Below are 20,481 nucleotides of genomic sequence, written 5' to 3' on the forward strand. Positions count from 1 at the left end.
ATCTCCCCTTTTACCTACAATGTTATAGTATATGCAATACCTTTCATTTCGGGGATTATTTCTGTTCTAACCAATTCTCTACATGTTTTATAAATACATCTAAACAATCAATAAACGGCGAGTGTCCGCAATCTTCTAATACCTTCAACTCTGCATTTGGCAAATGTTTCGCTAATTCCTCACCGACTACTTGCGGTACGACATAATCTCTATCACCTTGTATGACGAGTGTTGGCGCTTTAATACGATGAATTTGTTTACTTCCCTCTACAACCCCATTATGTTCATCTGAAATATTAAATGTAATGAGCGCATAATTCACATCTACGAAATTACGTTGCGTTAACATATCATCTAAATACTTTTCATAACGATCCGGTTCAGGTTGATTATGTGTATATATTAATAGATTCCATACTGTACGGTAATATAGTTTGTTCATATTTTTTATCGCATCTAATACTGGAGCGATTTGTACTGGATCTTGCGCAATTTCTTCTTTCGTCTTTACTAAACTTGATACAATCGGCTGCCCATTCGTATCTTTTTTAAAGATTGGGTATCCTTTCATTCCTACTGATTCTACTAAAATTAACTTTTCTACAAAAGTTGGGTGATTCGCTGTAAATTGCATCGCAACGCCACCACCCATTGACCAGCCCATTAATGAAAATTTCTCTAGCTTTAACTCGTCAATAAATAATTTTACATCGTCTGCAAAGTCTTGTAATGAATCTATCGACTGATTATACGTTGATTGTCCAAACCCTCTTAAATCAAGAGCGTAAATATGGTATTGATCTTGCAACTTTTCAATAACTAAATCCCAATGTTGTGACGATGTCATGTTCCCGTGAATGAGTACAAGAATATCTGTATTTCGCCTTCCAACTTCCTGATATGCAATCGTTTCTCCGTTCGATAGTGAAACAAACTCCATTGTTGCAGGCTTAATCATCACAAGTTCCCCCATTCTATTTAATAGAAAGAAAATTCTTTACTTAATTAAAGAATAGCACGTAGAATATACGTTCGCAACATAAAACCTATAAGAATTTTTTACATAAATCAATATGTCTATTACTAGACAATTATTATAAAAAAGTATATAGTTAGCTAGGTAACTAATTTGAAAGGATCAAAATACATGGACGAAAAACAACATTTTTTTCACATCGTCAGCCAGACTTCTCGGAAGTTTACGAAGAAATTTAATGAACGTGTATCTCCAACAGGGTTATTTAGTGCGCAATGGGCTGTTATTTTCCGCATTAATCAAACTGGTTCTTGTACGCAAACAGAATTGTGCCAGTATTTAAATGTTGAATCACCAACGATGACTCGTACGTTAACACGTATGGAAACGATGGGATGGATTATTCGTACAGAAGGTAAAGATCGCCGCGAGAAGCTCATTTCTTTATCCGAAACAGCGATAAAGATGATTCCAGTATGGCAAGAAGAAGTTGATACTTTCGAAGAAAAAACGCTAGAAGGTATTAATGAAGATGATTTACATCAAGCATTTCAAGTGTTACAACAAATTATTAAAAATTTAGATTAAATTGGAGGGATGACGATGCAAAGTGAGAAACTTTGGACGAAGGATTTCCTCGGAACTTGTTTTAGTAGTCTATTTCTCTTCTTAACATTTTACATGCTTATGACTACTCTGCCTGTCTATGTTATAGACGGCCTAAAAGGAAAGCCTGAGGAAATTGGTTTAGTTGCAACTGTGTTTCTTATTTCTTCTGTTTTATGTAGACCATTCACAGGAAAATGGCTCGATGATTTAGGAAGAAAGAAAATATTATTTATTTCACTTTCATTATTTTTAGCCGCTACTGTTATGTATTTCGGTGCGCAAAGTTTATTCTTATTACTTGCCCTTCGCTTCTTGCACGGTATTGGGTTCGGGATGGCAACGACAGCTACTGGTACGATTGTAACTGATGTTGCGCCAGCTCATCGACGAGGCGAAGCGCTTGCATATTTCGGCGTATTTATGAGTCTGCCGATGGTAATTGGTCCTTTTTTAGGTTTAACAATTATTTCTCATTTTTCGTTTACTGTATTATTTATCGTTTGTTCCGTATTTTCATTACTTGCATTTTTATTAGGACTACTTGTAGATATTCCGCACGAAGCACCTGTTAGCAAACAAAAACGTGAAAAAATGAAATGGAAAGACTTAATCGAACCATCTTCTATTCCGATTGCACTTACAGGATTTGTTTTAGCCTTTTCTTATAGTGGTATTTTATCCTTTATTCCTATTTATGCGAAAGAACTCGGTTTAAGTGAAATTGCAAGTTACTTCTTTATTTTATACGCACTTGTTGTTGTCATTTCTCGTCCATTTACAGGAAAGATTTTTGATCGCTTCGGTGAAAATGTACTCGTTTACCCTGCTATCATTATTTTCACAATCGGAATGTTCATATTAAGCCAAGCACAAACTTCATTTTGGTTCCTTGGCGCAGGTATGCTAATCGGTTTAGGTTACGGGACATTAATTCCGAGTTTCCAAACGATTGCGATTTCTGCCGCTCCAAACCATAGACGTGGTTCTGCGACAGCTACGTATTTCTCATTCTTTGATAGTGGTATTGGTTTTGGTTCTTTCATTTTAGGTATTGTCGCAGCGAAATCCAGTTATCATAATATGTATTTTATCGCAGCTATTATCGTTGCGTTCACTTTACTTTTATATTATGGATTACACGGACGAAAACAAAAATTCAAGAAACAACCTACAGACGAAAAAATTTCCGCTTAACGTTAATAAGGAAAGTAAACTTCCCCGTTTACTTTCCTTATTTTGTATTTCTTTCAAGACGAGCGTATACTTATAGTAGAAATAAAAAGGAGGGCCATATATGAAACTAAAAAAATCTCCCCTACTCTTACTTATACTAACATTCATATTTGTAATTACAGGGCTTGGGTTTACTTACTTCAAACAAAATAAAACGACCCCATCAAAACATAATGTGACAAAAGAAAACTGGTTAAATGACCCTTACTTACGTTGGTCGTACACACACATGAAAGAATTCACTTTAGTTAATGACGTAAAAAACAATCCTGACCAAATTGCTCACTTCCCTTCCGCATTGCAAAACTTAGACGATTTTGCTGTGGAGCGTAGATTTGGAAATACAACTCCTCTAAAAAAACTTTTAGATGATAACAAAACAGATGCTTTTGTCGTTGTACATAATGGACAACTTGTTTACGAACGATATTTCAATGGGTATAAACAGAATGAACCTCATGGTATGGCATCATTAGCAAAAGTCTTTACCGGGGCAATTATACAATCTCTCGCTGAAGAGAATCGTATCGATTTAGAGAAAACAGCTGACACTTACATAAAAGAATTAAAAAACACACCGTTCGGTAATGCCACACTTCAGCAATTAATGGACATGCAAGTGTCAGCAGAATACCCGACCCACGGATATGAGCAGCCTGGGCTAGAAAATCAAGATGCACAATTATATTTAGCTAGCAATATTTTACCCCGCGGCAAAAATTACGACGGTCCGATGAAAATTTATGATATGTTACGAGAAGCCGAAGAAACGGCACCGCCTGGTTCTGCCTTTTCTTACAATAACGGATCAACAGAAACGCTCGCTTGGATTATTAGAACTATTACTGGTAAATCACTAGCTGAAAATGTAAGCGAACGAATTTGGTCTCAAATTGGTATGGAAGAAAACGCGTATTACGTTACAGATGAAACAAAAGTAGAACAAGCTAGTGCTGGATTAAATGCAACTGCTAGAGATATGGCGAGATTCGGGCAATTACTATTAAACAACGGGGAATATAACGGAAAACAAATTCTCCCTTCTTCTATTACTAAAGATATAAAAAATGTCCAAGAAGGTGAACTTGCAATTGCCCCTGGAGCTTCCATTTCTTATCATAATCAATGGTGGATTCCGCACAATGAACAAGGTGCTTTCGAAGTGTTAGGTAGTTACGGACAAACACTTTACATCGATCCGAAAACAAATATGGTAATCGTTCATTTCTCTTCTAACGCAACGCCAAGTAATGAAATACATTCGGTTTACTCAAATATGTATATTGATATTGCACATCATTTAGAAAAGCTTCCACAGTAGTGGAAGCTTTTTCATTACAGTACATTATTTACACTACTATACCAATTATCTTTTCGTTATTAGAAAAGATTGAAAAAACAATTACCTAAAATACACCTATCGAAAATTTTATAAGCAGTTTACAATTTTAATTGAGCGTTTAACTTATACATCCACATCTTTTGGAGAATGTATTAAAACACTTCCCTTACAAAGATTGTCTGTTCATATTGGTCGAAAATTTCTTCTATAGATGAAAATAAAGTTTCTTCCGGGATGATGAACTTTATTTTTTGACCATTTTTTAACATGAAGGAAATCGTTCCATTATCATTAAAACCTGTATGAAACGTTCCTCGTTTATTTAATAGTACCTCTTCAATTATATTTATTTCAATTGAAAAGTTATTCTTTAATTGCAAGAGTTCATGTACATCGCCAGTATGTATTTTTACATCTATTTCAGTTTCTAAGTTTAATTGTTTTTTCTCAATTTTTTTGAACCAAAACAAAAACAATAGCTCTGAAATACCAGGTAATTGTTTTTTATAAGCATGTCGGCTATGAAACTGTCCGCCAATCTTTATAAAATATATACAGTCACCTGTAATAAAAACTTTATAATATATATCTGCCGTAAACATTTTAGGCTTTAAAAGATAAAAACTTTTGATCATAATTCCCCCATCAATTTTAAATGTATTTGTATAAACATTTTTAGCTAGATTTGTGCTAAAACATATTTCTCATGTAATGCAACACTATTGTATTGAATCTCCTCTCCCTTTGCAACAGTTGCTTTGAAGCCAACTAGTAACCTTTCTCTATACTATCCCTATAAGTGCTACCCCATTTCCAACCGTTTTCTTCTAGTATATTAAAAGCAGAATTTGATACAAGGCTCTATATCAACCTATCAATAAATTACCACTCTATAAATATCTGAATTTTCTTTATATTGAAGGTTATCTCCTAAACAACCTCGAATAATTGTAATACATATACATAAGGAGGTTGATCTATTTTGTTTCGTTCCTTTACAAATGGTTGCGTCGCCTTAGTGCAGCGCTTCTTGCCAGAACCGTTTATTTTATCATGTTTACTAACTGTTTTCGTTATCTTCTTTGGTATGTTTGCGACTCACCAAACACCTGTAGAAATGATTAATCACTGGGGTAATGGAATTTGGGGACTCCTCGCCTTTTCTATGCAAATGGCACTTGTACTCGTGACTGGATCTACTTTAGCAAATGCTCCTCTTATTAAAAAAGGATTAACGAAAGCTGCCAGACTACCAAAAACAACTGGACAAGGCATTATTGCCATTTCAATTGTAAGTTTACTCGGTGCATACATAAACTGGGGCTTTGGAATTGTTGTATCTGTTTTATACGCAAAAGAAGTGGCAAGGCAGCTGGACGGATTAGATTATAGACTAGCAATCGCCTCTTCTTACTCTGGATTTCTCATTTGGCATGCCGGTCTTTCTGCCTCTATCCCTCTTACGTTAGCAACAGGCGGTGAAACGTTAATTAAAACGACTGCTGGAAGTATTAAAGAGGCGATTCCAATAACAGAAACGTTATTCTCACCATACGCTCTCGTTCCAGTTATTATTTTTCTCATTACGATGCCTCTCATTAATAAAGCGATGCATCCAGATGAAAAACATACGATTACAGTAGATCCTAGCGTGTTCCATGAAGAAGCTGCTGCTCAAGAAGTAGAAAAAAATACGTTCGCTGAAAAGATGGAAAATAGCATTATTATTACACTTTGCGTTGGATTGTTAGGTCTCATTTATATTTTCAATTACTTTTATACGAAAGGTTTTAACCTTACTCTCGATATCGTGATTTTTATGTTATTAATTGCAGGTCTTATTTTCCACCGTACTCCGATTCAGTATATTCGTGCTTTTTCAGACTCTACGAAAAGTGCTTCTGGCATTTTACTTCAATTTCCGTTTTACGCAGGAATTATGGGCATGATGATTGGAGTAAATAGTGAAGGACTTTCACTTGGAGGAGCTATTTCTAATTTCTTTATTAGCATTTCAAATGAAACGACTTTTCCGCTCTTTACATTTTTAAGTGCTGGCATTGTTAACATTTTCGTTCCATCTGGCGGCGGTCAATGGGCTGTGCAAGCACCAATTATGATTCCAGCTGGCGCTGAACTTGGTGTACCTGCTGCAAAAACAGCAATGGCAATTGCATGGGGCGATGCTTGGACGAATTTAATTCAACCTTTCTGGGCATTACCAGCATTAGCGATAGCTGGTTTAGGTGCTCGTGACATTATGGGATTTTGTGTTGTGAACTTACTATATGCGGGTTTTATTATTAGTCTATGTTTCTTATTTATTTAAACGAAAAGCTAGTTTTATACTAGCTTTTTTACATAATAAATCACTTATTTCCCACGCAATTTATAATCTTCTCCCACTCTGACTCCGTAAGATGTAATGACTCAAATGCAAAAAAATCTTCGCACACTTTTTTAATTAGATGTGGATTTCCCCTCAAAAAATTCCACTGTAATACTTTAGGAAGAAAATGCATTTCATATTCTTTACTTCCCCGTACTACCTCATCAACTTCTCTTTCACAAATTCCTCTTATTAAATAATCATTTCTTAACTCTATTTGAATTTGCTGAAATGTTTCGCTACATTTTTTCAATTGAAGTAAACATGTAACATACTTCCGAAAAAGTTCGCCATCATACTGAACACAGTTTATAATACGATCGACTTCATTCATAATGCACGAGCCTTTTCTTCTATTTGTAATAACCATTTCTCACGCTTTGATACTTTACTCGTTTTCACAGATTGAAACACTGACCGTTTTATATCGCGAATGCCACAAAAACGTAAAACACCTCTCTTCATTATAATCCAATCTACTGATCGATATAACAATGCGACGTACCATAGAGGCGAGTCTAACGTATTAATAACCCACGCTTTTTTCCCTTGCAATAATCCTTTCGGCAGAGCCCCTTCATATTTATAAGCAAATCCAGCTACGAAAATACGATCAATAAAACCTTTTAAAATTGCTGGCATCCCCCACCACCATATTGGATAGATGAATAAAAGTGTATCTGCTTCTTCTACTAACGTTCTATACCGAGCTGTTTCCTCTTCATTTACTAAATCGCGTCTTTTCTTCTCTTCATTAAATACGAGGACTGGATCAAATTGTTCTTTGTATAAATCAAGTACGGTAACTGAATGATTTGTTTCCTGTAGTCCTTTTTGCACATGATTGAAAATTGCCGCGTTAAAACTTGAAGGGTTAGGATGGGCATATATAATTAGTACGTTCACTACAAAACAACTCCCTCTATACGTTAAAGTTTCCCCTTCTTTAATAACTTCTCTACAATTTGTACGTTTTTCGAACTTTGCAACAATCGATTTAATAATATAAGTAACTCTTCTTTTTCTAAATCTTTCAGTTTCTCTTTAACTGCACTCTCACCAGCACCTTGCATATCATAAACAACTGCCGCCATATGTTTACAATAATTTTCATAGGGACACTCACAGTTACTTTCTGAAAAATCTTCGAGATCGATAACTACTTCATAATTCCCTGCATTTCCAGTAACGAAAGCAAACACTTTTTTATCTTGTATTTCAACATCTTCTACATGCCCATCTTCATAATATTCATATCCCTTATCTACAATGTACTTTGGGATCCATTTCGTTATATCTTTTAATAAGTAAGCGTACATAATTGTACCCCTTCCTTTAATTCCCTTTTGACTTCAAAAATCCTGCATGTTATTCTAATTACTGTTAAGTAGCAAGTCTACGTGACAAAACGACTGACACCTATTCGGCGAAGGTGTCTCTTTTCATTTGCAGCCGATATGAATTGCCTCTTTCAGGCACATTCAATTTTTGACACTACACACTCAACACCATTCCCTGTATCAGGCTGCTTTAGCAGTCTTTTACTCTACATACTCCGTTATTTTAAGAAAAAAGAGAGCTTAGCTCCCTTTTCTCGCCTTATACAATACCCCTTTTTCAGCATAGAGATATTCATCAGCTAATGTAATTTTCCCATCCAGTTTTAGTTCGTCTAATAATCTTGATAAATAAAATTGATGCAACATCTTTTTCGTGAATTTTCCTTCATGATGCGAAACGATATGTTCTTGAATATCTAACAATGATATCGGCTTATCTTGCTCTATCATATATTCATAAACTGTACTACGCAGTTTTACGTATTTTTCGAGTGTCACAGTAATGCGCAACCCCTTTCTTCTTAATATAAATTTTCGTAATCGGTTTTTTTGCAATAAAAAAACCTCTCCGATAAGAAGAAGTTACGTATATATCTTCGTCTTATCTCCCAGAACAAATATGTTCTGCTGGAATTAGCACCTGCATCGCGGTTGCTGGGTTTCATCGGGCCAGTCCCTCCACCTCTCTGGATAAGAAAATATTCACTTAATTCTTACTATACGTAATTCCACTTTAATTGTCAAACAAATATAATAAATATAACAAATTATATTTTCTTCCTTACTGTTCATACTACCCATATACGAACATGCAAGGAGGATTATGAAATGCATCAAAATGCTCGCGGATATGTACAAGATTCTTTTCAATCATTACAAGAAGCTAAAAATTGTTTAGAAGAAGCGCTCGAAACAGTTGAAAAAGATTTTAATCGCGCTCGTATTGAACAATCACTTTATGCTGTTGAACAAGCTATTCAACGTTGCGAGTACACCGTTCACATTTTAGAAAAAGATTAAAAACTTCCCATCAATTGATGGGAAGTTTTTTCAAATGGCATACTTCATAATTATTGCCGTTATGATTAAAAAATATACAGAATTAGCAATTTCTAAAATTCCTACTTTTATAATAGAAATTTTTTTGCCATACAACACAATTGCTCGAATGACACTTGGTATAAAAATAAGAGAACACCACGGATTAATCGCAAATACAATTATCGTTAATACGATATGATATCCCCAAGATATAAGACGATACTTCGGATTATTTTTTTCACGAATCATCGTTTTCACATAGAACGTACTACCTAAAAAGTATAAAAATGAAATAAGTGCAATAAATATAGCTGTATGATCGATTTGCTTCATTGAAAAGTAATAACTAATTAACCCACCGATACAAAACACAATAATCGCACAAATATCATTTAATAGTGCTCTTTCATTTTTTTGACGAGCGTAATACATATTCACTATAAATAATGGAATCATTACTATTACGAATAAAAGAATTCGCCACTCATATAATAAAGAAATCGTCCCAAATAGGAACGCAATAATAAAATAAACAATGGCAGCTTGTAAAAACTCTTTTTTTCGTCTTTGCTTTATGTACGTAAGAAATGGATACGTGGCTAAATAGATAAAGAACCACGCTAAAAACAATGGAATATGATAAATAGTAGGTTTCCCAAGTATGACACTTAATAAAAAAGGAATAACAAGCATAGCCCATGCACCATGTTGCTTCGGAATAACTAACTTCATTAACTATACACCTCCCTTTTGAAAAAAGTTCTCACCTACAATTATACAAATAATTTTATATAATAGCGGATGCATATTGAATCGATTTTTTGACAAAAAAATGCTCCTTACATTATGTAAGAAGCATGAAAGAGGCAAACGAATATGTAAGTCGCGACCCTACCTTATATGAGTATGCTTTTCTATGTCACGTTATGCTCATCTAATATACCGTATTTCTTTTTAAATCTTGTAAGAATCGTAATCCATGAAGTACTAAATAGTAATAAGAAAATAACATTCGAAATCGCATGGCTCAAATCAAAGTAAAAACTTGCGATATAATACGAAATGACAGTTTCCCACGTTGCTTCTCGTATAAAACCGAGAAGGCCCCAGAAATTCATAATCCAGCCAAATAAAAAGCCAACAATTACTCCGTAAAGAAGTCTCCCCCATAGCTTTTTCATAAAAAATGTATTACGAAGTAAACCTGCTATAAAACCAATCATGCCCCACGAAAACATTTGCCACGGTGTCCATGGACCTTGTCCTAAAAAAATATTAGATACGATTGCTGCTGTAGCACCAATCATAAAACCAGTTTCACTTCCAAATACAATTGCAGAAACGATAATGACAAAAGAAGTTGGTTGTACACTTGGTAAAATAGAAAATGGCACCCGGCTTACTGCTGCAATTGCCGCTAATACAGCAACGAGAACAATTTCACGTGAAACAAACGCTTTTCTTTCAAAACGGATATAGAAAGGTAACATAATAACTGCTAATATAAACAAACTACTTAACATGTAATAACCGTCCATGACAAGTGTCGTAAAAAGCAATGTGCCGATTATTACTGCAAAGATACATATTATGAATGCAACATATCGTTTGGACACGCTTCGTACACATCCTCCCATGTTAATGCATATGGCAATTCTTTTCGAATGAATCGATTAATAGATGTTGTATAAAAGAAGTTACCACTAAAAAATTCTTTCGGTGCATCATTCATAATGACTGTTCCATCAAATAACATCATACATTGATCCACGTATTTCGCTGCAAACTCAATATCATGCGTTGCCATTACAATTGTTGTACCTTCTTTTTGTAGCTTCCTAAATAGCTCTCCTACTCGTTCTTTCTTCCATGGATCTAATCCCTTTGTCGGTTCATCCAGTAATAATAAAGTCGGCTTTGATAATAACGTCGTACATAACGCAAGTAATTGTTGCTCTCCTCCGCTACAATCGTGCGGATGGCGTTCTTTAAGCGAATACAACCAAAACTGTTTTAGCGTATCTTCTGCTATTTCTTTTCCTTGTTCTCCGTATAATTCACGTGCACGTTCATAAACCTCGTCCCATACTGTATCAAATGTAAAATGATAATACGGATGCTGCGATACATACCCAATACTTTTAAACCGTTCTTTCGAATCGATTTTATGTATCACTTTTCCGTTCCACTTTACTTTCCCTCTTCTCGCTTTTTGTAATCCTGCTAAAATCGTTAACAGTGTAGACTTACCTGTACCGTTCTTCCCAACGAGCGCTCCCCATTTTCCTTTTTCAATCGAAACTGATAAATCACGTAAAATAAGCGGACTATTTTTTTCATATTGGAACGAAATATGCTCTGCGCTTAAAATTACCTCTTGCTTTTCACTTTGTGCTATTGGGTCATTTACATATGATATCGCTGCAAAATCATTCATTTTCATTTGCGCCTCTCGCACTGTAAACGGAATATCTCTCACATTCCACTCTAAAAATAGCCTTGGAATTTGCGGAATAAATGGACGGAATGTTTCTACTCCCCACATATCCGTAATAACAATTTTAGGACTACCATCATACATAATACGGCCATTATCCATACAAACAACGCGTGTTGCAAGCGGGATAACTTCATCTAAACGATGTTCACTTAAAATAATCGTAATTCCAAGTTCTTCATTAATCCGTTTTAATAATCCTAAAAATTCTTTTGCAGCGATTGGATCTAACTGCGCTGTCGGTTCATCTAATAATAGCAATTTCGGCTGCATAACTAATACCGCAGCTAAATTGACAAGCTGCTTCTGCCCACCAGATAACGTATGAACAGATTGATGCAATAAATCTTGAAATCCTAAAAAGCTAATAAGCTCTGCTATTCTTTTTTGAATAATATGTGATGGTAATCCGATATTTTCTAAAGAAAATGCTAATTCTTGAATCACTGTATCCATAACAATCTGGTTTTCTGGGTTTTGAAATACCATCCCAATTTCTTGGGCAGATAACAAATCAGCTACTTCCTCTATTAAAACACCCTCATAAAATATCTCTCCAGAACGCGTACCAATTGGAAGTAACTCCTTTTTAAAATGTTTTAATAACGTCGTCTTCCCAGATCCCGATCCTCCAGCAAGTGCAATAAACTCACCTTTTTGAACAGAAAGAGAAATATGCTGTAACGCTTTTTTATTTTCATCAGCATATACAAATGATAAATTGTTTATTTCTGCATGCGCCACCATATCCATTCTCTCCCTTCCATTATGATTGGTAAACTAATAAACATCGTAAATACGACAAACATCATCCCATCGTATTGCTGAAATAGAATCGATTCGACTTTCGGATAAATAATCAATTTCCCCCCGCCATAATTACTACATACAATAGCAGCTATAAATAAAATGATTAAATAATTGAGCGTATACCAATCGCGCCTTTCCATTCTATAGCGAATATACGTCGTACGCTTCGTTACACCAAATCCACGAGCTTGCATAGAATCTGCCGTTTGCAGTGCATCTTCTAATGAACAAATTAATAATACTTGCAGCAATTGCATACCATTTTTGACGCGTTCAATTATCGAACCTGAATCTACCTGCACACCTTTCGTTTTTTGGACGAGTGTGATTTTCTTTAATCGTCTTATAAACAAAGGAACAAATCTCACTGTAATCATCGTTAACAATGCAACTTTCGGTGAAATTCTTGAAAACAAATATAAAAATTTATGACTGGAAATAATATCATTGTATGACGCAAACGTAAACATAACTGCAACTAGTAATAACCCCATTACTATTCCAAACATAATCGCCTCAAGCTTAATACGGCTATCACCTAACCAAAATAACGTAGTTCGACCTCTATGCGTTAATAACGAATTAAATAAAATTACCATAAAAAAGAAAACAATTGTGCTCGGTAGCATCTTTCTTATCTTTTCGCTATTTCCTTGCATCACATTTAACATAATAATTAATACTATTGCTCCAATTAAAAAAAGAGGATGAAGACACATCGTACATAGTATCATCACCCCGATATAATAGAAAAAATTCACAAAAGGATGTAAAGAAGAAAAACTTATTTTCATAGCCCTTTACCGAATGCCTTTCTTATTGTAATACGTATACCCACTCAATTGTATCTCCTGGTTTTACCGTAACTACACCAGCACTATGGTTTGGAAAAGCACCGTTCACACGATATTTCCATCCACTAGTATCCGCAATATCTTTTTCATATAAATCATTAATACCTTTTACATAAATACTATCTCTAGATCCGCTTGCATCAACATCTAATCCTGTACGTTGTAATACTTTATACACAGTGTCGCCATCTTGTACATCCATCTTTTTCGCACCCATTATATATCCGTTATTTCCTTTTACCGAGATTGTTACTTGTTTTGCTTGCGGTTTCGGTACTGGTACTGGATCTGGTTTTGGTGGTTCAGGTTTTGGTACTGCCGGAGTCGGTATCGTTTTCTCCGCTTTATTCGGATCTTCTTTTTGCTCCTGCTTCGGTGTTTCTTTCGGCTGATTCACAACCTTTGCTTCTTCTTTTACTTCTGGTGCTTTCGGTTGTTGTTTCTCTTCTTGTGCTTGTTGCTGTTCTGGTTGCTTATTTACAGCCGGCTGTTCTTTCGGTTGTTCCTGTTGTTCCTGTTGTTTCTCTTCTTTCTTTACCTCTGGTTGTGCCTGCGGCTTTTCCTCTTTCGGCTTCTCTTCTACTTTTTGTTCTTGTTTCTCTTTCTGCTCTTCTTGCTGCTTTTGCTCTGATTCAGCTTGCTTTTCTTCTGTTTTTTCTTCCGGCTTCGCTTTATCTTTTTGTACTTCTTGTTTCGCTACCTCTTCTTGCTTCGGTTCTACCTTCTTCTCAGGCTTTACAGTTGCCTCTTCACATCCGGCAAGTAGCCCGAGCGAAAGCAGTAAAGAAATGAACCATTTCATCTTACTCATCCTATCTCTCACCTTTCATACGAAAATTAGGAGCAAATAATTGCTCCTAATTTTTTGTTAAGCTGCTTTACGTCTCCATAATACATATGCAGAAGCAATACATAATACACCCATACCTACTTCTGTTGCTGCACTATGAGAAGATGCTCCTGTTTTTGGTAGACTGTTACCGTTTCCGATTTTTTTATTCTTAACCGGTTCGTTATCTACAACTACTTTTAGATTTTCATCTTTTGTTTCTTGTTGTACTTGTTTTTGTTCTTTCGGTTCTTCAATAACTTCTTTTTCTACTACATTATTTTCTGGTTCAACGACCTTTTCTGGCTCTTCAATCGGTTTTGGCTTAATTACATTACCAGCGTCTACATTAGACCAATCATAAATAGATTTTCCCATTTCCTTAAATTGAAGTAATGCTAAAAGAGCCTGTTCTGTAGCCATTCCGTTACCATTTTGATCACTTGGTAACCATTTAAATTCACCATTTGAAAGTTGATATGATAATAGGTTTTGCATTGCCTTATGAAGACGATTTTGATCTACATCTTTAACAAGCGATAATCCAATAATTGCTTGCGCAGTACTATTTGAATTTTCTTGTCCATCAGCTGAAAAACCGCCATTTTGCAGCTGTTCGTTATATAAATACGCAACAGCTTTTTGTATAGCTGGTTTCACATCTGATCGCTCTTGATAAGGAGCTAATGCTGATAAAACCATACCTGTTACATCAACGCTACTAGCACTATCTTTACTACCTGAACTATTATAAGTCCATCCACCGTCTGTATGCTGATTATTTAACAGTGCTTCCACTAGAGCAACTCTGTTCCATTTTGATTCAACTGGAATCTCATACTTTTTCGTATCAAATGCAAGTAAAGCAAATGCATAACCTGTAACAGAATTCACTTTATCTGACTCATACAATTTTTGAACTAAATTATGTCCACCTACATTTTTAGGGTCTGCACTCATTGCATTCATCATAATAATTGTTCTAGCTAAATCTGTCGCTGAAAAACGATTAATGCGCTTTTCTACTTTTTCAGTTACTGACTTAACATAATTTAATTTTGCCTCAATTGGCACATTCTTTCCAGAACGAGAAAGCGCTACAGCTACCCAGTCACTTTCAATTCCATCTTGTAACATCTTATCTGATGTTTTAGAAATGGCTTCGTTTAATTGTGCACTTGGATTTTGAATGTTCTCTTGCTTTGGTTGTTCTGGTTTTTCATCATTTGTTTTTGTACCATCTGGTTTTTCTTGTTTTGAACCATCCGTCTTTGGTTCTTCTGGTTTTTCTTGTTTTGGATCATTCGTCTTTGGTTCTTCTGGTTTTTCTTGTTTTGGATCATCCGTCTTCGGTTCTTCTGGTTTTTCTTGTTTTGGATCATCCGTCTTTGGTTCTTCTGGTTTGCCACCGTTAGGTTCTTCTGTTTTACACGTCCCGAACTTATCTAACGTTTCTTTCAATGTTTCCTGGCTTATATTGCTCCAGTCTGAAACAAAGCGAAAGACAACAACATCTCCAGATTTTAATTTATAACTATCTGCTCCGACTTCTGCAGACTTATCATTTACATCATATAGCCAAGCACTTGTAGCCCCGGCCATTAAACCATCGATTTCTTTTACATATGTTCCAAACGACATTGTTTCAGATTCTACTTTGTCCCCCATGACCTTTTGCAGCAAACTTAAAGCTGTTTCCCCATCTTTAATTTGCTCTTCTTTCGGACATAACATAATGCCCTTTTGTGATTCCCCAATAATTGCAAGTTTTGCTGTATTTCCTTCAGCAAACGTAATATGTACTGTATTCGCAAAAGAAACAAATACAAGTGTCACTGCCATTAACGACGTAAGCAGCCACTTTTTCAACATTGCCATCCCAAAATTTCCTCCCTTACTACCATTTACACAAAAAAAGGCCCTTCAAGGGCGTGCGATTGACACTCTCTTTTTGTAAGTGTCGAACAAAAATGTACAACACCTCCTACCCGCATTATTCGCGGCTATATTTGTATAGGAAAAATAATTTTGTTTATGAACGTATCATTGTGATAACATTCACTTTTCTTGGCACAACTTACTTCCATTTAAGTTATCGTAAAACGATAAACCTATACATTCTGTAAATTTTAAATTTCTGTATTATTTTACTATTGACAAAGAATTTTGTCCATGCTTTATCGGATTTATTTTCTAAGAATAATAACTTATTAACTCTTAACGATGTAAACTCTTTTCACTAATAATGACGCCATCTTCATCCGCATAAACATATTCATTTGGATTCCAATCCACTTGTCCAAAGTGCAATGAAATATTTCGTTCTCCTTTTCCTTCTTTCACACTTCTATTTGGCATCGTTCCTAACGCTAAAATACCAATATTAATATTCTTTAGTTCACTAGAATCACGAACATACCCATTCACAATAATTCCTGCTAGCTTTCTTTCTTCCGCAATAGCTGCCAAATTATCACCAAGTAACGCACAATTAGTAGACGCTCCGCCCTCAACAACTAATACTGTTCCTTCTGGTAATGTTTGCAATCCTTCCTTCACTAGTACATTATCATCTTTCACTTTTACAGTTGCAATTTTCCCGTGGAATTGTTCTTTCTTCCCAAAAGACCGAAAAGACTGGCGACATATTTGTAATTCCTTTTCAAATTCATCACATAGATCAGTAGTTTTCCACATCTTGTTCCCTCTTTTCCTTTTTCTTTCTACATAACATATTCTTGGCTTATTATCGTTTCCCTGTCTAATATTGCAATAATTTGTATGTACGGGAAAGGATACAAAAACTATTGCCTTAAGAAGCTGCCTTTATTATAATCTATTTCACAGATTAAATTCAGAATATTAAAAATTAACCAAGTAAAGAAGGAGGGATTTTATGCAAATACAAACTGAGGCAAAAAAACAACCTAGTAAACCAAAGTTTAAAATGCCTGATGCGTACGTACTACTATTTTTTATTGCCTTACTTTGCGCCATTGCTACGTACTTCGTTCCTGCTGGAGAATTTAAAAGGGTTACAAACGGGACCGTTACAACGACAATACCAGGTAGCTACCATTCTGTTCCGCAATCACCCGTAGGATTTGTTTCTTTTTTTACCGCTATTGAAAAAGGAATGACACTTGCTGCTCCTATTATCTTTCTAATTTTATTTACAGGTGGAGCCATTGCAATTCTTGAAAAAACAGGTGCTCTTGACGGTTTAATCTATCATGTTATTAACAAATTTCGTAATCAGCAATTACTTTTCATTTGTATAGTTGCTGCGCTTTTTTCTATTCTTGGAACGACTGGTATTATCGTTAACTCAGTTATCGGTTTTATCCCCATCGGCATCATCGTTGCACGCACGTTAAAATGGGACGCTATCGTCGGTGTAGCAATTATTTATTTAGGTACTTATGCTGGTTTTAATGCTACTATTTTATCTCCCTCACCTTTAGGCATTTCACAAAAGATCGCAGAACTTCCGATGTTTTCGGGAATTGGTTTACGCACAGCAATTTATATATCTTTTTTACTTGCTACCATTCTATATATAAATTGGTATGTAAAGCGCTTGAAAAAATCGAATAAAGGAAGCATCCTTGGCGACAACTGGTTTCCAAGTAACGCTCTTTCAAGCGAAAAAGAAGCAGAGAAAAAGGAAGTTCCTTGGACGATACGTCATAAATTAATTTTACTCGTTTCAGCTTTATCATTAATTGCATTTTTAATAGACGCTTTTCGTCTACATTGGACGGACGCAGAAATGACCGCTACTTTTATTTTCATAGCAATTACAGCCGGAATAATAGGTGGCATGAAAGCAAACGATATCGCTTCTACTTTTCTAACTGGCTGCCAAAACCTTATCTACGGTGCTTTAATTGTCGGAATGGCTCGCTGTATTTCAGTCATTTTAGAACAAGGAAAATTGCTTGATACAATTGTTAACCAACTCGCACAAGCTCTCGAAGGACAAAACCCTGTATTTGGTGTTATCGGCATGTATGTGAGTAGTGCCGCATTACATTTCCTCATTTCATCCGGGACAGGAGAATCGGTTATTTTTATTCCGATATTAGCTCCATTAGCTGATTTTATGCACATTACACGCCAAGTTACAGTACAAGCTGTTATGCTCGGAGAAGGTGTAGTAAACTGCTTAAATCCAACTTCCGGTGTTTTAATGGGCGTTCTCGCAGCAAGCGGGATTTCTTATGGAAAATGGATTCGTTTCATGGCTCCACTTGCACTCATTTGGTTTATCATTGGACTTGTTTTTCTTATTGTTGGGGTGAATATTGAGTGGGGACCTTACTAAATACTTAACTAGATAAATAAGTACTATCGTTCCATATAAATATCTATTCTATTTCCCTCACTAGTCCTATAAAAATCATTTATTCTAGTAAAAATATAAGAAGGGATTGATCATAATGATCAATCCCTTTTATCAAAATATAATACCTTTAAAAATCTTAGTTCCAGATTTTATTTACCCATTCTGGATGATCAATAAAAGGATTGCGGTTATGTTGATATTTTGTAAAAATCACTTCATTACGCTTTCGCTCTAAATCATCGACCGGGTCTTGTTCATTCCATTTTAATAAGACAGATAGTTTCCCCATGTATGGATCTTTATTGTTATTCACTTTTTCATTTAGTTCTAAATCTATTTCGCCGTTGTCTCCCTCGTAACGAACAGCCATATAAAACAGCATTCTAGCAATATCTCCCTTTACACTATCACGAGGTTCCCAAGAATCACTATCATATTTACATTCTGTCGCTTCAGAATGATTCACACCACCATTATCAAAATCTAGATTTCCACGTGAACTATTTACAGATACATCCGTCGCTCTTAAATGATGTAGATCTGTTCCAGGTCCTGCAGTCGTTCCAAAGTCACCGTGAGATTTTGCCCAAACATGCTCTCGGTTCCAGTTATTTACTCCTGATCCATTCGTAAGTTTCCCTTGCGAACGACCAGTATATAAGAGTATCACATTATTTTTATTATTTGGATCTTCATCAGTATCTCTTATTGCTTCCCAAACCGCACTGTATGATAGCTTTGTATGATTATCAATAATATTATGCAGTTCCTTCTTTAATTCTAACCCCGTTTTTCCTATTGCGTTATTATAATATGTATCATCATAATTTTTCACAATAATCTCTTGTGCTGATGCAGAAGCTACTTCACCGTGTATAGTATCTGTGAATGATAGAGATGCAGAACCTAAAATAAAAAATGAAGACAGTGTAACCATAGCAATCTTTGTATTTCGAAACTTCATATACCCATTCCCCTTTAAAATATAATTTAAAGCTATTAACTAAAAAGTGCTTTCTAACCCCCGAAACCTTTTAGAAACCCATACCCCTTTTCTGTTTATTTAATACAAGACTCTATCCAGTCTGTATCACTTCTAAACTTTTTGTTTATTCACATTCCAAACAATTTCACTTTTTACAAGGAATATCCTTTTCTTATAAAGATTATTAACATATTCTTTACAACTAAAAAGTAGTTTAATATTAACTTATAAATTTAAATTTATTTATGCAATAATGCATATTTGATAAATACTTTAAAAAACAGTTTGAATAAAATGCATTCAAAGAAAACCGTGCCACAAAACAGATACGGTCTAAGACAGAAATAATAAAAATTAAGATGATAGCTCGACTTTTCCCTTTTCCATAACTATCTTTATTTTTGTGTAAAACCATTCTTTCTCTGAATAATACGTACAAAAATAGATTGGATACCATGTAGGCACCAATCTATTTTAATTAAAGAAACTGTGTCAATTCTGAGTTCACAACACGTTGTGCAGTAATAATAACATTTTCAGCTGTTAGTCCATAAACACTATATAGTCCACCAGGTTGATTAGGAACAATTTGAACTTCATATTCAAATGCTTGTCCAAGAGCAGGATGAACTAAGCTTAGAGTTGCAAAAGTAGAAGCATTAGAATTCACATTGAAGTTTACCTGTTCAATTAATACTAATGAACCGTCAAGTCTAAAAACTCTAGCTACTCCAGTAAGTGGGCCCGCAGTACGGTTAAGGATCTTCACCCTAACTTTATTTGCATTAGCAGGTTGATTTCCTACGTTTTCAATTGGTCCTGTAGTAAGAGCCATATAACATCACCTCCATTATATTATTATTATATTCAATCACAAATATTAAAGTTATAATCTAATTACCCAATTTATTTAAAATAAAAAGAAGCTCCAAATTCTATTATATTTAGGTCATAGATATTAAACTTAATAAAATTAAATGCAGGAACATATTTGATATGTTCCTGCATTTTTAATTTGGGTACCGCTACATAGCCATCTAGCTAAGATTTTGAAGTACTTCAAAATCAAAAATCTCATCTCACCACAGTTTTCTATGGGAATCCAGTGAACAGCTTATTTACATAATTTTCATCATTGGAAGTAAATACCAATAACTAAGCGTATTACTATTCTTTAAATGAGTAACAGTTCTAAAATTGATTTTTAATAGAAAAAAAGGGTTACAGA

At 35.0% G+C, this 20,481-nt stretch carries 21 protein-coding genes and 1 riboswitch; of the genes, 6 read left to right on the forward strand and 15 right to left on the reverse strand.

Annotated features, from left to right (window positions below; all coding sequences use genetic code 11):
• Positions 1-55 precede the first annotated feature (55 nt).
• The gene (gene phaZ, locus MKY21_RS16495; protein WP_000594878.1) at positions 56-958 is read right to left on the reverse strand and encodes an intracellular short-chain-length polyhydroxyalkanoate depolymerase; all 903 of its coding nucleotides are present in this window, start codon (positions 956-958) and stop codon (positions 56-58) included.
• 189 nt (positions 959-1,147) lie between these two features.
• Between phaZ and MKY21_RS16500 the strand changes: the two genes are divergently transcribed.
• From MKY21_RS16500 to MKY21_RS16510, 3 genes are all read left to right on the forward strand, one after another.
• Positions 1,148-1,564 (forward strand): MarR family winged helix-turn-helix transcriptional regulator, encoded by a 417-nt coding sequence (locus MKY21_RS16500; protein ID WP_000343680.1) that lies wholly within the window; start codon positions 1,148-1,150, stop codon positions 1,562-1,564.
• A gap of 15 nt (positions 1,565-1,579) precedes the next feature.
• Complete coding sequence (locus MKY21_RS16505) at positions 1,580-2,779, forward strand: MFS transporter (RefSeq protein ID WP_001190317.1); 1,200 nt, start codon at positions 1,580-1,582, stop codon at positions 2,777-2,779.
• A gap of 100 nt (positions 2,780-2,879) precedes the next feature.
• On the forward strand, positions 2,880-4,139 hold the full coding sequence (locus MKY21_RS16510) for a serine hydrolase domain-containing protein (RefSeq protein ID WP_000768741.1): 1,260 nt from the start codon (positions 2,880-2,882) through the stop codon (positions 4,137-4,139).
• Between the two features lie 173 nt (positions 4,140-4,312).
• On the opposite strand, the gene MKY21_RS16515 is transcribed toward MKY21_RS16510, so the two are convergent.
• Positions 4,313-4,795 (reverse strand): hypothetical protein, encoded by a 483-nt coding sequence (locus tag MKY21_RS16515; protein ID WP_000597308.1) that lies wholly within the window; start codon positions 4,793-4,795, stop codon positions 4,313-4,315.
• A gap of 347 nt (positions 4,796-5,142) precedes the next feature.
• Here MKY21_RS16515 and MKY21_RS16520 point away from each other — a divergent pair, with 347 nt between their 5' ends.
• The gene (locus MKY21_RS16520; protein WP_341076909.1) at positions 5,143-6,489 is read left to right on the forward strand and encodes a short-chain fatty acid transporter; all 1,347 of its coding nucleotides are present in this window, start codon (positions 5,143-5,145) and stop codon (positions 6,487-6,489) included.
• Between the two features lie 40 nt (positions 6,490-6,529).
• Here the strand turns inward: MKY21_RS16520 and MKY21_RS16525 are convergent, their stop codons facing one another.
• The 4 genes from MKY21_RS16525 to MKY21_RS16540 all read right to left on the reverse strand — a co-directional run bounded on the left by MKY21_RS16525 (position 6,530) and on the right by MKY21_RS16540 (position 8,387).
• On the reverse strand, positions 6,530-6,883 hold the full coding sequence (locus tag MKY21_RS16525; RefSeq protein ID WP_001006474.1) for a hypothetical protein: 354 nt from the start codon (positions 6,881-6,883) through the stop codon (positions 6,530-6,532).
• On the reverse strand, positions 6,880-7,455 hold the full coding sequence (locus MKY21_RS16530) for an NAD(P)H-dependent oxidoreductase (RefSeq protein ID WP_001101573.1): 576 nt from the start codon (positions 7,453-7,455) through the stop codon (positions 6,880-6,882). Before MKY21_RS16530 ends, MKY21_RS16525 begins: the two co-directional genes overlap by 4 nt.
• A 23-nt stretch (positions 7,456-7,478) precedes the next feature.
• Positions 7,479-7,868: an SWIM zinc finger family protein gene (locus tag MKY21_RS16535; protein WP_000271527.1), complete on the reverse strand. Its 390-nt coding sequence runs from the start codon at positions 7,866-7,868 to the stop codon at positions 7,479-7,481.
• Positions 7,869-8,129: 261 nt separating this feature from the next.
• The gene (locus MKY21_RS16540) at positions 8,130-8,387 is read right to left on the reverse strand and encodes a hypothetical protein (protein WP_000171476.1); all 258 of its coding nucleotides are present in this window, start codon (positions 8,385-8,387) and stop codon (positions 8,130-8,132) included.
• Between the two features lie 100 nt (positions 8,388-8,487).
• A riboswitch (SAM riboswitch) is annotated at positions 8,488-8,586 on the reverse strand.
• Between the two features lie 131 nt (positions 8,587-8,717).
• On the opposite strand from MKY21_RS16540, the gene MKY21_RS16545 reads away from it, so the two are divergent.
• Positions 8,718-8,909, forward strand: a complete 192-nt coding sequence (locus tag MKY21_RS16545; protein WP_000554032.1) for a hypothetical protein — start codon at positions 8,718-8,720, stop codon at positions 8,907-8,909.
• Between the two features lie 30 nt (positions 8,910-8,939).
• Here MKY21_RS16545 and MKY21_RS16550 read toward each other — a convergent pair whose 3' ends face one another.
• The 7 genes from MKY21_RS16550 to rraA all read right to left on the reverse strand — a co-directional run bounded on the left by MKY21_RS16550 (position 8,940) and on the right by rraA (position 16,617).
• The gene (locus MKY21_RS16550) at positions 8,940-9,662 is read right to left on the reverse strand and encodes a YwiC-like family protein (protein ID WP_000779976.1); all 723 of its coding nucleotides are present in this window, start codon (positions 9,660-9,662) and stop codon (positions 8,940-8,942) included.
• 182 nt (positions 9,663-9,844) lie between these two features.
• Positions 9,845-10,546: an ECF transporter S component gene (locus MKY21_RS16555; protein WP_000044901.1), complete on the reverse strand. Its 702-nt coding sequence runs from the start codon at positions 10,544-10,546 to the stop codon at positions 9,845-9,847.
• The gene (locus MKY21_RS16560; protein WP_341076912.1) at positions 10,519-12,180 is read right to left on the reverse strand and encodes an ABC transporter ATP-binding protein; all 1,662 of its coding nucleotides are present in this window, start codon (positions 12,178-12,180) and stop codon (positions 10,519-10,521) included. The genes MKY21_RS16555 and MKY21_RS16560 overlap by 28 nt, the downstream gene beginning before the upstream one ends.
• A complete protein-coding gene (locus MKY21_RS16565; protein ID WP_041183995.1) occupies positions 12,153-13,031 on the reverse strand; it encodes an energy-coupling factor transporter transmembrane component T in 879 nt (292 codons plus the stop codon). Before MKY21_RS16565 ends, MKY21_RS16560 begins: the two co-directional genes overlap by 28 nt.
• A gap of 22 nt (positions 13,032-13,053) precedes the next feature.
• On the reverse strand, positions 13,054-13,902 hold the full coding sequence (locus tag MKY21_RS16570; RefSeq protein WP_341076914.1) for a DUF4430 domain-containing protein: 849 nt from the start codon (positions 13,900-13,902) through the stop codon (positions 13,054-13,056).
• A 57-nt stretch (positions 13,903-13,959) separates the two neighbouring features.
• Complete coding sequence (locus MKY21_RS16575) at positions 13,960-15,798, reverse strand: DUF4430 domain-containing protein (RefSeq protein ID WP_341076916.1); 1,839 nt, start codon at positions 15,796-15,798, stop codon at positions 13,960-13,962.
• A 339-nt stretch (positions 15,799-16,137) separates the two neighbouring features.
• Positions 16,138-16,617: a ribonuclease E activity regulator RraA gene (rraA, locus tag MKY21_RS16580; protein ID WP_000266044.1), complete on the reverse strand. Its 480-nt coding sequence runs from the start codon at positions 16,615-16,617 to the stop codon at positions 16,138-16,140.
• A gap of 199 nt (positions 16,618-16,816) precedes the next feature.
• On the opposite strand from rraA, the gene MKY21_RS16585 reads away from it, so the two are divergent.
• Positions 16,817-18,247, forward strand: a complete 1,431-nt coding sequence (locus tag MKY21_RS16585) for a YfcC family protein (protein ID WP_341076919.1) — start codon at positions 16,817-16,819, stop codon at positions 18,245-18,247.
• A gap of 157 nt (positions 18,248-18,404) precedes the next feature.
• Here MKY21_RS16585 and MKY21_RS16590 read toward each other — a convergent pair whose 3' ends face one another.
• Entirely contained in the window at positions 18,405-19,232 is an 828-nt protein-coding gene (locus MKY21_RS16590; RefSeq protein ID WP_000672188.1) for an endonuclease I family protein, read from the reverse strand.
• A gap of 499 nt (positions 19,233-19,731) precedes the next feature.
• Positions 19,732-20,088, reverse strand: coding sequence for a hypothetical protein (locus MKY21_RS16595; RefSeq protein ID WP_001229415.1), 357 nt, complete (start codon positions 20,086-20,088; stop codon positions 19,732-19,734).
• Positions 20,089-20,481: the final 393 nt, after the last annotated feature.

It is taken from the genome of Bacillus sp. FSL R9-9497, assembly GCF_038005805.1.
Taxonomy (GTDB): domain Bacteria; phylum Bacillota; class Bacilli; order Bacillales; family Bacillaceae_G; genus Bacillus_A; species Bacillus_A cereus.

What these genes read in the sequence shown, in the direction of transcription:
- MKY21_RS16510 (WP_000768741.1), top strand. Translation starts at nt 2,880, where the DNA reads ATGAAACTAAAAAAATCTCCCCTACTCTTACTTATACTAACATTCATA.
- MKY21_RS16500 (WP_000343680.1), top strand. Translation starts at nt 1,148, where the DNA reads ATGGACGAAAAACAACATTTTTTTCACATCGTCAGCCAGACTTCTCGG.
- MKY21_RS16525 (WP_001006474.1), bottom strand. Translation starts at nt 6,883, where the DNA reads ATGAATGAAGTCGATCGTATTATAAACTGTGTTCAGTATGATGGCGAA.
- MKY21_RS16585 (WP_341076919.1), top strand. Translation starts at nt 16,817, where the DNA reads ATGCAAATACAAACTGAGGCAAAAAAACAACCTAGTAAACCAAAGTTT.
- MKY21_RS16565 (WP_041183995.1), bottom strand. Translation starts at nt 13,031, where the DNA reads ATGAAAATAAGTTTTTCTTCTTTACATCCTTTTGTGAATTTTTTCTAT.
- MKY21_RS16550 (WP_000779976.1), bottom strand. Translation starts at nt 9,662, where the DNA reads ATGAAGTTAGTTATTCCGAAGCAACATGGTGCATGGGCTATGCTTGTT.
- MKY21_RS16595 (WP_001229415.1), bottom strand. Translation starts at nt 20,088, where the DNA reads ATGGCTCTTACTACAGGACCAATTGAAAACGTAGGAAATCAACCTGCT.
- MKY21_RS16590 (WP_000672188.1), bottom strand. Translation starts at nt 19,232, where the DNA reads ATGAAGTTTCGAAATACAAAGATTGCTATGGTTACACTGTCTTCATTT.
- MKY21_RS16505 (WP_001190317.1), top strand. Translation starts at nt 1,580, where the DNA reads ATGCAAAGTGAGAAACTTTGGACGAAGGATTTCCTCGGAACTTGTTTT.
- MKY21_RS16545 (WP_000554032.1), top strand. Translation starts at nt 8,718, where the DNA reads ATGCATCAAAATGCTCGCGGATATGTACAAGATTCTTTTCAATCATTA.
- MKY21_RS16515 (WP_000597308.1), bottom strand. Translation starts at nt 4,795, where the DNA reads ATGATCAAAAGTTTTTATCTTTTAAAGCCTAAAATGTTTACGGCAGAT.
- MKY21_RS16535 (WP_000271527.1), bottom strand. Translation starts at nt 7,868, where the DNA reads ATGTACGCTTACTTATTAAAAGATATAACGAAATGGATCCCAAAGTAC.
- MKY21_RS16575 (WP_341076916.1), bottom strand. Translation starts at nt 15,798, where the DNA reads ATGGCAATGTTGAAAAAGTGGCTGCTTACGTCGTTAATGGCAGTGACA.
- phaZ (WP_000594878.1), bottom strand. Translation starts at nt 958, where the DNA reads ATGATTAAGCCTGCAACAATGGAGTTTGTTTCACTATCGAACGGAGAA.
- MKY21_RS16560 (WP_341076912.1), bottom strand. Translation starts at nt 12,180, where the DNA reads ATGGATATGGTGGCGCATGCAGAAATAAACAATTTATCATTTGTATAT.
- MKY21_RS16570 (WP_341076914.1), bottom strand. Translation starts at nt 13,902, where the DNA reads ATGAGTAAGATGAAATGGTTCATTTCTTTACTGCTTTCGCTCGGGCTA.
- rraA (WP_000266044.1), bottom strand. Translation starts at nt 16,617, where the DNA reads ATGTGGAAAACTACTGATCTATGTGATGAATTTGAAAAGGAATTACAA.